The sequence below is a fragment of the Brenneria sp. L4-2C genome, assembly GCF_040240335.1.
In the GTDB taxonomy this organism is placed as follows: domain Bacteria; phylum Pseudomonadota; class Gammaproteobacteria; order Enterobacterales; family Enterobacteriaceae; genus Brenneria.
In genome coordinates this window covers 91,698-103,764 of record NZ_JBEIAC010000012.1, presented here as the reverse complement: position 1 = coordinate 103,764, position 12,067 = coordinate 91,698, and the positions used below count along the sequence as shown (strand labels likewise).

Here is a 12,067-nt window from a genome sequence, read left to right as displayed (position 1 = left end):
TATTATTTCACGCGGGAACCACGATGATGAGAGATTCAGGCGATTCATGCGCCAGCGGCGGCTGGCGCAAAAAAATGCTGGCGAGCTTACTGCTGACCGCCGCGCCGCTGGCGTCCGCCGGGGAGACGGAGCAAAAACAGGCGTCGCGGGCGGACGACGAGACGGAAATCACGCTCGTCAGAAAGGATCGATACCTTCCCTTGCAAGCGGGAATATCGCTGTTTATCAGGGAAGTCAGACCGGCGTCATTACCCGCCGATGGCGCCTCGCCGGTGCTGTTGCTGCACGGCGCGCGCGTACCCGGCGTCGCCTCCTTCGACCTGCCGGTAGCGGGCGGATCGCTGGCCGGCGACCTGGCGGCGGCGGGTTATCGCGTTTACATCATGGATCTTCGGGGCTATGGTTTTTCCAGTCGACCGGCAGCCATGAGCCGGCCGCCGGAACTTAGCGCGCCGCTCATGCGCACCGCCGATGCCGTCGACGACATCGGCGCGGCGATCGGCGCCGTCATGCAATGGAGCCAAAGCGACAAGGTCAGCATCCTGGGTTGGGCGACGGGCGGACACTGGGCCGGCGCTTATGCCGCGCAATATCCGCAGCACGTTGATCGTCTGGTGCTCTACAACACCCTTTACGGCGGCAGCCGTCACCACGACACGCTCGGTCTGGGATCGCCTCTCGATACCCCCGACAAACCGGGCACCTTTCACGCATCCCGCTTCGGCGGTTATCGGGTCAACAGTCGCGCCAGTCTGTTCCCCGCCTGGGACAACAGCATTCCGTCGGAAGACAAGACCCGTTGGCGGGATGAGCGGGTCGCGCAGGCTTATGCCGATGCGGCGCTGGCTTCGGACGATACCGCTTACCAGCGCGATCCGCCGGGTTTCAGAGCGCCTTCCGGGGCGATGGCCGACAGTTTCGAACTGGCGATAGGTAAAAAACAGTGGCAGGCGGCGCGACTCACCATGCCGGTGCTGGCGATCCGCTCAGAGAGAGATTTCTGGAGCCGCGCGCAAGATGCCGACGCGCTGGCGCGGGAAGCGCCCGACGCACAGGCGCTGACCATCCCGTCGGCCACGCACTTCGTCCATCTCGACCGCAACGAAGCCGGCAGAAGCGAGTTTTTATCGGCCGTCATCCAGTTTCTGGCGCGCCGCGACGACGGCGCATAACCTGCGCCGCCTTACGCGATAACCTACACGGTTTTACTTATCTCTTCCGTCAACAGCGCGCCCAACAAGGCAAAACCGATCAACGCGGCAAAACCGTATTGGAAGCCGGTCATGCCGGCATAGGCGTTGAGGATGATCACCATCAGGGCGAGGGCGATCGCCCCGCTGGCATATTGCGCCGTAACCATCAGCCCGCTGGCTATCCCCTGCTGCTCATCCGGCACCTCATGCATGCCGACGACGAATTTGGCGGTATAGATCATGCCATGCCCGACGCCGCTGAGTAACAAGCCGGGGATAAACAAAAACCAGTCGATATGTTCTTCCAGAGAAAAAACGATCGCCAATAATCCTGCGGCGCCAAGCAGAAATCCCCAGCGCAACACCCTGGGCGCCGGGATACGCGTAAACAGCTTACCGGCAATGGCGTTGCCGACGATAATCATCAGCGTCAGCGGGATGAAAACCAGCCCGGTCTGCAACGCGCTGTAGCTATAGTGCGCCTGCATCAGCAGGGTGAGCAGAAACAGCTCGGTACCCACGCTGGCCATATATAACGCGCTGGCGATGCTCCCGCGCTGCAAAGAAACCAACCGCCGAATGCCGCGGCCCACCAGCGGTCGCCTGCCGTAGCGCTCGCCGAGCAAAAACAGCGATAACAAGATCGCGCTCGCCCCTAACCCGCGGTGAGTGTTGATATGGTCAAGGCCGTGATCGGCTAATGAGGTCATCGCCAGCACGATACTCAGCACGCTCAGGGTTCCCAATAATGATGACAGCAGCGGCAGTTTTTGGCGCTGCGCCGGGCGCACGATAGCAAAAAAATAGCGGCGTGCGGACCAGATACAGATTAACCCGATCGGCACATTGACCAAAAACACCAGCCGCCAGCTAAGCTGGGTAAACAGTCCGCCCAGCACGACGCCGGCCACCAGCCCCGCAGCGCCGACGGCGCTCCAGACGGTTAACGCGTTCGCCCGCTCTTGCCCCGGACGGAAATAATGAGAAATCAATGCGATAATAGCGGGTTGCAACAGCGCCGCGCCTAAGCCCTGAATCCCCCGCGCGACGATCAGCGCGGCGGCGGATGTGGTTATCCCGCCCAGCAGCGAAGCCAGACTGAACAGCGCCATCGCGAAAACAAACATGTTTTTGGCGCCGGCCGCATCACAAAGCCGGCCGCCCGCCAGTAAAAAACCGGCGAATATCACGCCATAGGCGGAAACGATCCATTGCGCATGCGCATCGGGCAATTGCAGGCTGCCGGCGATATCGGGCAATGCGACATAGATAATCGAATAGTCCAGCGCGATAACAAATTGCGCCAGCGACAACAGGATCAGCGCAGGCGATAAACGCGACCTCAGCTTGTCATCCGCAGAAATACAACTAGCCATAATCCTCTTCCCCCGGTAAAAACCCCATCTCAAGAATGAATTGAATTCATCATAAAAGCAGCGTTTAATCAGCTTACTTCCATTGAGAATGCCGACTCAAAGTCATTGATTTCATCCATAGATGAGATAAATTCATCATGAGAAAAAAACGTTTACCGCCATTAGGCGCGCTGCGGGCCTTCAATGCCGTCGCCGTTCATCGCAGCTTCAAACTGGCCGCCGACGAGATTGGCGTCACCGCTACCGCGATCAGCCATCAAATACGCCTGTTGGAAGAACAACTGGCGACAAAAGTGTGCGAGCGCAGCGCCAAAGGCGTCACGTTAACCCCTGCCGGAGAGATGCTCTTTGCCACCACGCAGCGCGTTTTTAGCGCGCTACAGGACACCGTGGAAAAAATTCATGCCGTAAATGCGCCGCCGGTGCTAACCATCACCACCACCTCGAACTTTCTAACCCATTGGCTGGTGCCGCGCCTGACCGACCTGAAAGCGGCGTTGCCGGCTATCGATTTACGTTTGCATACCAGCGTGGAACGCGTCGACCTGACGAGAAAAACGGTGGACGCGGCGATCCGCTATCGCGAGGAGCGAGAGGAAACGTTAACCTCGACGCTGCTTTATCAGGATCGCTTTGTGCTGGTCGCCAGTCCGCGGTTAGCCATCAAACAACTGCGGGATTTATCCTCGGCCACGCTGTTTCACGTCGATAATCGCCATATACCCGCGCTTTCGCCAAGCTGGGAGAACTGGCGCCGTCGCTTTGGCCCCGCCGACCTGAATATTGACGCCGGCTTACACTTCACCGACGAAACCCATGCCATTCAGGCGGTGGTCGCCGGCCAGGGGATCGCCATCGTCAGCAGCCTGCTGGCGCATGATTTTATCCGGCAAGGCGTGCTTAGCGCGCCGTTTGAACATGCGCTGCCCGGCGCGAATTACTATCTGGTGACCCTGCCTGACTATGCCGGACGGGACGATATCGCCCATCTGCGAAGCTGGCTGCTCGCTCAGATGCAAAAAGTCGCTTGACCCTGTTTTGCAAAGTAAAAGTGAAGATTTAGGACTTATTGACGATAACCAATAGCCGTATGGATACCTTACAGGTCAACATCGACCAATCAGGAAAGGACGCAGTCACTCAAATCCACATGCAGCAAATCGTCATATAAGGCTCGACTATGTCCATCACCCAAAGGTTAACCATTGTTATCACCCTGCTGGCGCTCTCGCTTTGCGCGCTGGCGGCTGCTTCGATCTACGCGATCAACGGTTTTCAGCAGCGCTTTGAATATGTGCAGGCCAACACCATCACCAGTATCCGGGATCTCGCCAAAACCCTTAATGCGGCCAATCAGTTGCGGGTAGAGATGTACCGCCATCAGGGCGCTCCCGACAAGCAGCCGGAAACGGAGCAAAACATTGAGGCGCTAATCAAACAGTTGGAAGAGCTCAACGTCTACTACGCCCATAACGACATCTCCAGCGATCTGGACAAGGCCATGACGGAACAGGACGCCAAAGATATCGCGGCTATCAAGGCGGCTTTTCCGGCATTCATCGCCGCGTCGCGCAACGGCGACGATGCGGTCACGCTGCCGCTGATATTCAACGAATCCGGCGTGGGCGGAACCATCCGCACGCTGATTACAGGGCTGGAAAAACAGACCACCCACAATATTGAGCTTGGAGAGGGACTGAGGGAGCAGAATCAGGCCGCTTACGATCGCACCTTCTGGGGAATGTTGCTGTTCTCCGCCATCGTGATTATCGCGGTCGGCCTTTTCGCCGCCAAAATCATCATCAACGTGCGCAACAGACTGAACGGCATGCAGCGCGTGATGGCCGGCGCCAGCGAATCGCTCAATCTGACCTACAGAGCGGACGACAGCCAGCGGGATGAAATCGGGAAAACCGCTCTTGCGTTTAATACCCTGCTGGACAAGGTCAGCGATGCGCTCTCCGCCGTAGCGGCATCCGCGCAATCGGTCAGTTCCGCGTCCACGCAAATCACCGCCGGAAACGAGGATCTGTCGTCGCGCACCGAAGAACAGGCCGCCTCTCTGGAACAGACCACATCCGGCATGGCCTCACTCAATGATACCGTGAAACAGAACGCCGATAATGCCATGCAGGCCAGCACGCTTTCCGGCGAAGCCAACAGTCTGGCGGAACAAAGCGGCGTGGCCGTCAGCGCCATGGTCAAAACCATGGAAGACATCAAAAACGGTTCGGCGAAAATCGCCGACATTACCGGCGTCATCGAAGGTATCGCCTTCCAGACCAACATCCTGGCGCTCAACGCGGCGGTGGAAGCGGCGCGTGCCGGGGAAGCCGGACGCGGTTTCGCCGTGGTCGCCAGCGAAGTGCGCAGTCTGGCGCAACGCTCCTCTACCGCCGCCAAGGAAATCAAGGAACTGATCCAGTCCTCTGTGCAGTTGGTGGGTAACGGCGCCATTCAAGCCAACGATGCGGGACAGCGGATGGACAACGTACAAACGGCGATACGCCAGGTGACCGATATTATCAGTGAAATCGCCGCCGCCGCGACGGAGCAAAGTCAGGGTATCGGACAGATGAACCAAGCCATCGGTCAGATGGATGAAGTGACGCAGCAGAACGCCGCGCTGGTGGAAGAAGCCTCCGCCGCCTCTCAGTCCCTGCAAGATCAAGCCACGACGCTGAGTAGTCTGGTGGCGACATTCATCCTTAACGGCAATAGCGTGCAGAGCGACCCGGCGCGCACGGCGCTAAAACGCCCGCAATTAACCGCCCAGCTAACGAAAAAAGCGCAGGAAAGCCGCAGTGACGATAACTGGAGTTCGTTTTAATTAAGCCCGGATAAATCGGCATCGGGAGCCGTTCTCATGAACGGCTTCCACATCGACAGGACAACCGATACTTACGTCAAAATGCGAAGAAACGACGTCGTCAGCCCTCATCCTGTTTCACACTGTCGCGCCCCAGTCGGCCGATAAAAGGCAAACGCAGCGCCGGTGAATTGATATCCACGCCCACATTCAGCCCCAACACATTGACCTCGATACCTTCCTCCACGCCCAGCGTCACCCCCAGCACGCCCAGCAACGATACCTGCACGCCCTTGCCGGAAGGGGGCAAGCCGATCGGACGCGTTAACGCGCGGTAATCCTTGCCGACGGCGTTGGCCGGCATATCCAGCTTCAGCGCCGGCACTTCCCTGCCGATATGCGCAATAAAGGTATTGCTGTTCGGGCCGGGCCAGGCGCGGTAGGTATGCGGATAGGGGTAACTTTTGATCGCGGCTTCAATCCGCGGGATCATGGCTTCGGCCGCCGCTCCCCGATGATCCGCCAACAGCGACGGGCGCGCGCCATACCAATAGCCGTCGGGGATCGAGCGGTTACGACGAACAACATTCTCATCGCCCCACCGGGTGACCTCATAGCGGCTGTATTGCGTTTCACCGGCTTTCTTGAAGATGATCCAGGGATGCACCGCCACCAGTCCGCGCCAGCCATACGTGGGCGCCGCATAGATTTGCACTACCGCCGTTTGCCGGAATTTCACCGGATCCGGCGCTATCCCCGCGGAATCACGCTTGGTTCCCCACCAACTCTGGCCGGTGAAGGTCTCCCCGCGCTGCGTTGCTTTAGCATAACTCTGCCAAAATGACAGCAGCAGCACACAGACAAAACCAATCGTCAACACCTTGAGATAGCTCATCTATTCAGTTACCCCGATGAAAGAATGAAAAGGAGGGATTGGCGAGCGCCATCCGTCACCGGATAAGCCGCGGCGGCCTTATCCGATACCGTCACTTTATACGGTTTTTTTTCAATCTATCACAAGAAGTGCAAAGGAATTGCGGCTTGAAGCTGTCGCCAGCGTCAAGCCGCGGTATGGTTTAAAACCTATTGAGGGGAAAAACGGCGATGCCGCTGCGCCAGCCACAGCAACGGCAACTGCGCCAGCAACGCCAGCAGCACGCCCACCCAGGGCGTCAGCATCAGACGATCCTGCGCCACCAGCGCGCCGCCCGCCGTCTCGCCCAGGGTAATCCCCAGATTGAAAGCCGAGATATTCAGCGCCGAGGCGAAGTCCACCGCGCGCGGCGTCCAGCGCTCTGCGGTCTCCAGCATACCCGCCTGAAAGCCCGGCGACATGCCGAAGGCCAGCGCGCCCCAGATAAACAGCAGCGGCACCATCGCCAGCTTATAAGGCATCAATAGCGCCAGCGCCGCGAGCGCCAGCAGCAACCCCACCAGCAGACGCCGCAAGGCGGCCGCCCAGCCCAGTTTTGTCGCCAGCCGACCGCCGGCCAGATTGCCGACCAGCGTCGCCGCGCCGAACACCATCAACAGCAAACTGGCGCCGTGGACGGAAAAACCCGAAATGTCGGTCAGAATCGGCGTCACGAAGGTGAAAGCCGCGAAGCTGGCGCCGAAGCCCAGAACGGTGACGCACATCATCGCCAGGATGGCGGGCTGGCCCAGCGCGGCCAACTGCGTCGTCGCCCGACCCGCCGACGGCGCAGCTAGCGCCGGCACCCAGCGCGCGGTAGCCGCCCAGGCGACTGCGGCCAGCAACGCCACGGCAAAGAACGGCAACCGCCAGCCAAAACCATTGCCGATATAACTTCCCAGCGGCACGCCGATGACCATCGCCAGCGTCAGCCCGGCGAACATCAGCGCAATGGCGCGGCTGGCCTGCCCTTGCGGCGCCAGCCGCGCGGCCACCGTCGCGCCGATAGCGAAGAAACTGCCGTGCGCCACCGCGGTGACGATGCGTCCGGTCAGCAGCATGGCATAACTGGAGGACAACGCCGCCAGCAGATTGCCGACGAGGAATACGCCCACCAGCGTCAGCAGCACCGGCCTGCGCGGCCAACGCGCCAGCCCCAACACCACCAGCGGCGTGCCAATCGCCAGCGCCAGCGCATATAAGCCGACCAGTCCGCCGGCGCGCGCCAGCGACACGTTAAGATCCGTAGCGATGGCCGGCAGCACGCCGACCACGATAAACTCCGCCACGCCGATGGCGAAAGCGGTCACGGCCAGCGCCCAGACGCCGGCATGGGTACCTTGCCTACTCATACCTTGTCGCCCTCCGTCGTCAGTTGTTGCCCCGCCGAACGCGCGCGGGGATAGTCGGTATAACCCTCAGCTCCGCCGCCGAAAAAGCGGCTGGCGTCGGGTGGACTCAGCGGCAATCCCAGCCGCAAACGCGTCGGCAGATCCGGATTGGCGATAAACGGCCGCCCAAAGCCGATCAGATCGGCCCAGCCGTTGCCCAGCGCCTGCTCGGCGCGCGCCAGATCGTACTTGCCGGCGTAGATCAGCGTACCGCGGTAGATCAGGCGCAGCGCCTCTTTAAACGCCGCCGGCATAGTCGGCGCATCCTCCCAGTCCGCCTCGGCGATATGAATGTAGGCCACGCCCAGATCGTCCAGCAGCCGGGCCGCGCCGAGGTAGGTCGCCTGCGGGGTGTCATCCACGGCGCCCTGCAAGGTGGTCAGCGGCGCAAGCCGCACCCCAAGACGCTGCGCGCCGGTAACGTCGGCCACCGCCTCCACCACCTCGCGCAGGAAACGCAGGCGATTGGGCAGGCTGCCGCCGTACTCGTCGGTGCGCGCATTGGCCTGCGAATCGATAAACTGATTGATCAGATAGCCGTTGGCGGCGTGCAGTTCGACGCCGTCGAAGCCCGCCGCCAGCGCGTTGCGCGCGGCGTCGGCGTAGCTGCGCGCCACATCGGCGATCTCCGCGCGCGTGAGCGCCCGCGGCGCCGAATGCTGCACCTTTTCGCCGGCGCCGGAAAGCGCGCCTTTGCCAGCGGGGTCGATAAACACCGTCACCCCTTCGGCCACCAGCGGCGAGGAGGAAACCGGCGCCGCGCCGCCGGGCTGCAACGACGTATGCGACACCCGGCCGACGTGCCACAGCTGGGCGAAAATACGCCCGCCGGCGGCATGCGTCGCCGCGGTTACGCCGCGCCAGCCGGCGATCTGTTCCGGCGTGTGTATGCCGGGCGTCCAGGCGTATCCCTGCCCCTGCCGGCTGATTTGCGTACCTTCGCTGACAATCAGGCCGGCCGAGGCGCGCTGCGCGTAATATTCCGCCATCAGCGCAGTCGGCACGTTGCCGTCGCCGGCGCGCGAACGGGTCATCGGCGGCATGACGATACGGTTGGGCAATATCAGGTCGCCCAGTTGATAGGGGGTGAAAAGCATCATTTATTGCTCCTGTGTCGCGGCCGAATGGTTCCCGGCCAAAATCGTGGGATCGGCAAACAGCGCATTGAGATCGACGGCGTCCGCCATCATGCGGTTGCCCGCATCGCCGGGATGCAGCCGATCGCCGGAATCGACGTCGCCATCAAGACGGTCGGGATGCGCCGCATCGCGCAGTACGGCGTCGAAATCGATCACCGCGTCGAACGCGCCGCTGCCGCGTATCCAGTCATTGACCTGACGGCGCAAAGCGTCCTTTTCCGGGTGATAGTAGTTGTCCAACGGCGTGTCGGGCAGCGCGCCGGCGAACGGCGTCAGCGTGGCGCCGATAACGCGCACGCCGCGGCGGTGCGCCTGGGCGATCAATTGACGATAGCCGGCCGTCAGCGCCGCCAGCGTCGGCCGCGGGCTGGTCGGCGCAAACGCCGTTCCCGGCCAGGCGATATCATTGATGCCCAGCATCACGATAACGCTCTGTACGCCCGGCTGGTTCAGCACGTCACGATCCAGCCGCGCCAGCGCATTGACGCCCATGCCGTCTGAGAGCAAACGGCCGCCGGAGATGCCGGCGTTGATCACCGCCGCCCCATGCGGCGCCAGCCGGGCGGCCAGCAAGTCCGGCCAGCGGCGGTCTTTATCCAGCGACGCGGCGGCGCCGTCGGTAATGGAATCGCCGATGACCGCCACCGCCCGCGCCGGCGCGGGCGTCTCAACTTCAACGCCCGACCACAGCAGCCGCGTGGTGGTGCTCTGCAACGCGTCCTGCCCGTCAGACCATCGCCGATCCGACGCGCGATCGCCGGCTACAATCCAGCCGCTCTGCCGACCGTCCCAGTGAAACGTAGTGACCGGGGTCTTCTCAGGCAGATAGAGGCTCAGCGCCACCTGCCCCAGCGCCGGTACGGACAGAGCAACCGGATCGCTGATAAGCGACGCGCCGGGGAGGATCGTCGCCGTTTCCCGTCCGCCGAACGTCAGGGTACGCAGACTGCCGGCAACCAGCGCGTCATCCTTCGCCGGCAGCGCGAGCGTCGCTTTGCCCAGCGTCACCGGCTGACGGCCATAGGCATTGGACAGTTGGATACGCAGCCGCTCCCCGCCCAGGCTGACGCGCGCGATCTGACGCACGGTTTGCTGATGCAGTTCGCCCGGCGTATTGAGAGGAAACAGAAAATCCGCCCCCCAGACCGGCTGAGGGCTGGCGCTCCACGACGCGACCCAGGACGGCTCGTCGGCGGCGCGCGCGGCGGCGGGGAGTTGAGCGGCGGCGAGCGCGACGCTTAGCAGTAGAGGGCCGGAGATTTGAGTGAGATTTTTCATATCAGTGAATTCAGTAGCAAAATATTGTCAAATGATGAACTCAACGACATAAATGAACTAGACTGGCGTCAGGAAAAACATTTGTGAACTGAAGTCATTAAGGAGGCCGTTATGGCGCGTTTAGATGTCAATCGATCCGGAGAGCTGGAGGTGTTTGTACAGGCCATTGAGCTGGGCGGCTTTTCCGCCGCCGCCCGCGCCTGCGGCATGACGCCCTCCGCCGTGAGCAAACTGGTCGCACGCCTTGAGCGGCGGCTGGGCACCCGACTGCTGAACCGCTCCACGCGCCAGCTGCAACTGACGCCGGAGGGCTGCGTCTTTTATGAGCGCGGCGTGCGCATTCTGGCCGATCTGAATGAGGCGGAACGTTGCGCCAGCGCCCATGCGACGCCGCGCGGTCGGCTGAGGGTGAATGCCAACGTCCCCTTTGCTCACCATTTCCTGTTGCCGCTGGTGCCGGAATTTCTGGCGAGTTATCCCGACGTGACGCTGGATATCGTCGCGACCGATGAGGTCATCGATATTCTGGAGCAGCGCACCGATGTGGCGGTGCGCGCCGGTCCGCTCAAAAGCTCTAATCTGCTGGCGCGCAAACTCGGCCAGACGCGCATGACCATCGTCGCCGCGCCCGACTATCTGCAACGCCACGGCACCCCATCCACGCCGGATGAACTGACGCGGCATAACCGACTGGGCGCCAACTATGCGCGCGTCCAGCGCGGCTGGCCGCTGCGCTACGCCGGCGAAGATATCGAGGTGCCGGTCACCGGCAACGTGCAGGCCAGCGACGGCGAAGCGCTGCGCCGCCTGGCGCTCGCCGGCGTCGGGCTGGCCCGTCTGGCGGCCTTCCAGGTGCGCGACGATATTGCCGCCGGCCGCTTACGGCCGGTGCTCGAAGATCTCAATCCGGGCGATAACGAAGAGATGCATGCGGTATTCGTCGGTCAGGGCGGCTACCTGCCGCTACGGGTGCGCGCCTTGCTGGACTTTCTGGTGGAACAGGTCAGGATCGACGCGCGGTGATCGGGAATGACAAGTTCTTTAACTGGGGCATCAACGATACCGATTAACCCACCCCAAATCCCATAGCGCGAACGGATTAACGGCTGGCGGAGGTGAAATAACGTTCAACATCGGCAAAGCCCATTGCATCATCCAGCGATAAGAAAGAACCCGATTTGTTCATTTCCTCCGCCGCCCGGATAAACGCGCCCAGAGCCAGTCGGGATAACGCCGATCCGACGCTGATACGCTTGACGCCCGCATGCGCTAACTGATCGACGCTGAAGGTTGTTCCCTGAATACCGGCAATCACGTTAACCGGTTTCGTCAGTGACTGACAGACGGTGCGGATGGTATCCAAATCGCGTAATCCGGGGGCATAAAGCACATCCGCCCCCGCGCTTTCAAAAGCCTGCAACCGACGGATGGTATCGTCCAGGTCAGGCTTGCCCCAGAGATAATTTTCACAGCGCGCCGTCAGTATAAAATCGTGGGGCAATTTTCTACAGGCTTCCGCCGCGGCATCAATGCGTTCCACCGCAAGCTGGAAGTCATAGATGGGGTGTTGCGCCTCTCCCGTATGATCTTCCAGCGAACATCCGGCAAGGCCGATGCCGGCGGCAACCTGGATCGTTTCCGCCGCGCTTTCGGGACTGTCGCCAAACCCTTTTTCCAGATCGGCTGAAACCGGCAGCGTCGTTGCCTCGACCAGCGAACGACAATGTTGGATGACTTGCTCACGACTCACCTCTCCTTCTTTTACCCCCAGAGAGAAAGCCATTCCCGCGCTGGTTGTCGCCAACGCCTGAAACCCCACCGCCGCCAGAATTCTGGCGGTACCGACATCCCACGGATTGGGGATAATGAATGCGCCATCGCCTTCATGTAACCGCCGAAAAACATTGCCGACATGCTCTGCATTCACCATTTTATCCTCCGTTTTACGTTGAAAACTCACAGTACAAA

At 61.3% G+C, this 12,067-nt stretch carries 10 protein-coding genes; 4 read left to right on the top strand and 6 right to left on the bottom strand.

Translation table 11 applies throughout. The features are described 5' to 3' along the window. The first annotated feature begins 23 nt into the window (after nt 1-23). Nucleotides 24-1,172, top strand: coding sequence for an alpha/beta fold hydrolase (locus ABRZ26_RS16970; RefSeq protein WP_319605333.1), 1,149 nt, complete (start codon nt 24-26; stop codon nt 1,170-1,172). A gap of 23 nt (nt 1,173-1,195) precedes the next feature. On the opposite strand, the gene ABRZ26_RS16965 is transcribed toward ABRZ26_RS16970, so the two are convergent. Continuing rightward, nucleotides 1,196-2,569: an MFS transporter gene (locus ABRZ26_RS16965; protein WP_319605332.1), complete on the bottom strand. Its 1,374-nt coding sequence runs from the start codon at nt 2,567-2,569 to the stop codon at nt 1,196-1,198. Between the two features lie 137 nt (nt 2,570-2,706). Here ABRZ26_RS16965 and ABRZ26_RS16960 point away from each other — a divergent pair, with 137 nt between their 5' ends. Further along, on the top strand, nt 2,707-3,600 hold the full coding sequence (locus ABRZ26_RS16960) for a LysR substrate-binding domain-containing protein (protein WP_319605331.1): 894 nt from the start codon (nt 2,707-2,709) through the stop codon (nt 3,598-3,600). Nucleotides 3,601-3,749: 149 nt separating this feature from the next. Then, nucleotides 3,750-5,399, top strand: coding sequence for a methyl-accepting chemotaxis protein (locus tag ABRZ26_RS16955; RefSeq protein WP_319605330.1), 1,650 nt, complete (start codon nt 3,750-3,752; stop codon nt 5,397-5,399). Between the two features lie 100 nt (nt 5,400-5,499). Here ABRZ26_RS16955 and ABRZ26_RS16950 read toward each other — a convergent pair whose 3' ends face one another. The 4 genes from ABRZ26_RS16950 to ABRZ26_RS16935 all read right to left on the bottom strand — a co-directional run bounded on the left by ABRZ26_RS16950 (nt 5,500) and on the right by ABRZ26_RS16935 (nt 10,099). Further along, complete coding sequence (locus tag ABRZ26_RS16950) at nt 5,500-6,273, bottom strand: DUF3750 domain-containing protein (protein WP_319605329.1); 774 nt, start codon at nt 6,271-6,273, stop codon at nt 5,500-5,502. Nucleotides 6,274-6,461: 188 nt separating this feature from the next. Then, the gene (locus ABRZ26_RS16945; protein WP_319605328.1) at nt 6,462-7,643 is read right to left on the bottom strand and encodes an MFS transporter; all 1,182 of its coding nucleotides are present in this window, start codon (nt 7,641-7,643) and stop codon (nt 6,462-6,464) included. Next, nucleotides 7,640-8,779, bottom strand: a complete 1,140-nt coding sequence (locus tag ABRZ26_RS16940; RefSeq protein WP_319605364.1) for an alkene reductase — start codon at nt 8,777-8,779, stop codon at nt 7,640-7,642. Before ABRZ26_RS16940 ends, ABRZ26_RS16945 begins: the two co-directional genes overlap by 4 nt. A 3-nt stretch (nt 8,780-8,782) precedes the next feature. Next, nucleotides 8,783-10,099, bottom strand: a complete 1,317-nt coding sequence (locus ABRZ26_RS16935) for an SGNH/GDSL hydrolase family protein (protein WP_319605327.1) — start codon at nt 10,097-10,099, stop codon at nt 8,783-8,785. Nucleotides 10,100-10,210: 111 nt separating this feature from the next. Between ABRZ26_RS16935 and ABRZ26_RS16930 the strand changes: the two genes are divergently transcribed. Then, entirely contained in the window at nt 10,211-11,122 is a 912-nt protein-coding gene (locus ABRZ26_RS16930; protein ID WP_319605326.1) for a LysR family transcriptional regulator, read from the top strand. Nucleotides 11,123-11,198: 76 nt separating this feature from the next. Here ABRZ26_RS16930 and ABRZ26_RS16925 read toward each other — a convergent pair whose 3' ends face one another. After that, the gene (locus tag ABRZ26_RS16925) at nt 11,199-12,059 is read right to left on the bottom strand and encodes an isocitrate lyase/PEP mutase family protein (RefSeq protein ID WP_319605325.1); all 861 of its coding nucleotides are present in this window, start codon (nt 12,057-12,059) and stop codon (nt 11,199-11,201) included. Nucleotides 12,060-12,067: the final 8 nt, after the last annotated feature.

What these genes read in the sequence shown, in the direction of transcription:
- ABRZ26_RS16970 (WP_319605333.1), top strand. Translation starts at nt 24, where the DNA reads ATGATGAGAGATTCAGGCGATTCATGCGCCAGCGGCGGCTGGCGCAAA.
- ABRZ26_RS16965 (WP_319605332.1), bottom strand. Translation starts at nt 2,569, where the DNA reads ATGGCTAGTTGTATTTCTGCGGATGACAAGCTGAGGTCGCGTTTATCG.
- ABRZ26_RS16950 (WP_319605329.1), bottom strand. Translation starts at nt 6,273, where the DNA reads ATGAGCTATCTCAAGGTGTTGACGATTGGTTTTGTCTGTGTGCTGCTG.
- ABRZ26_RS16960 (WP_319605331.1), top strand. Translation starts at nt 2,707, where the DNA reads ATGAGAAAAAAACGTTTACCGCCATTAGGCGCGCTGCGGGCCTTCAAT.
- ABRZ26_RS16940 (WP_319605364.1), bottom strand. Translation starts at nt 8,779, where the DNA reads ATGCTTTTCACCCCCTATCAACTGGGCGACCTGATATTGCCCAACCGT.
- ABRZ26_RS16955 (WP_319605330.1), top strand. Translation starts at nt 3,750, where the DNA reads ATGTCCATCACCCAAAGGTTAACCATTGTTATCACCCTGCTGGCGCTC.
- ABRZ26_RS16930 (WP_319605326.1), top strand. Translation starts at nt 10,211, where the DNA reads ATGGCGCGTTTAGATGTCAATCGATCCGGAGAGCTGGAGGTGTTTGTA.
- ABRZ26_RS16945 (WP_319605328.1), bottom strand. Translation starts at nt 7,643, where the DNA reads ATGAGTAGGCAAGGTACCCATGCCGGCGTCTGGGCGCTGGCCGTGACC.
- ABRZ26_RS16935 (WP_319605327.1), bottom strand. Translation starts at nt 10,099, where the DNA reads ATGAAAAATCTCACTCAAATCTCCGGCCCTCTACTGCTAAGCGTCGCG.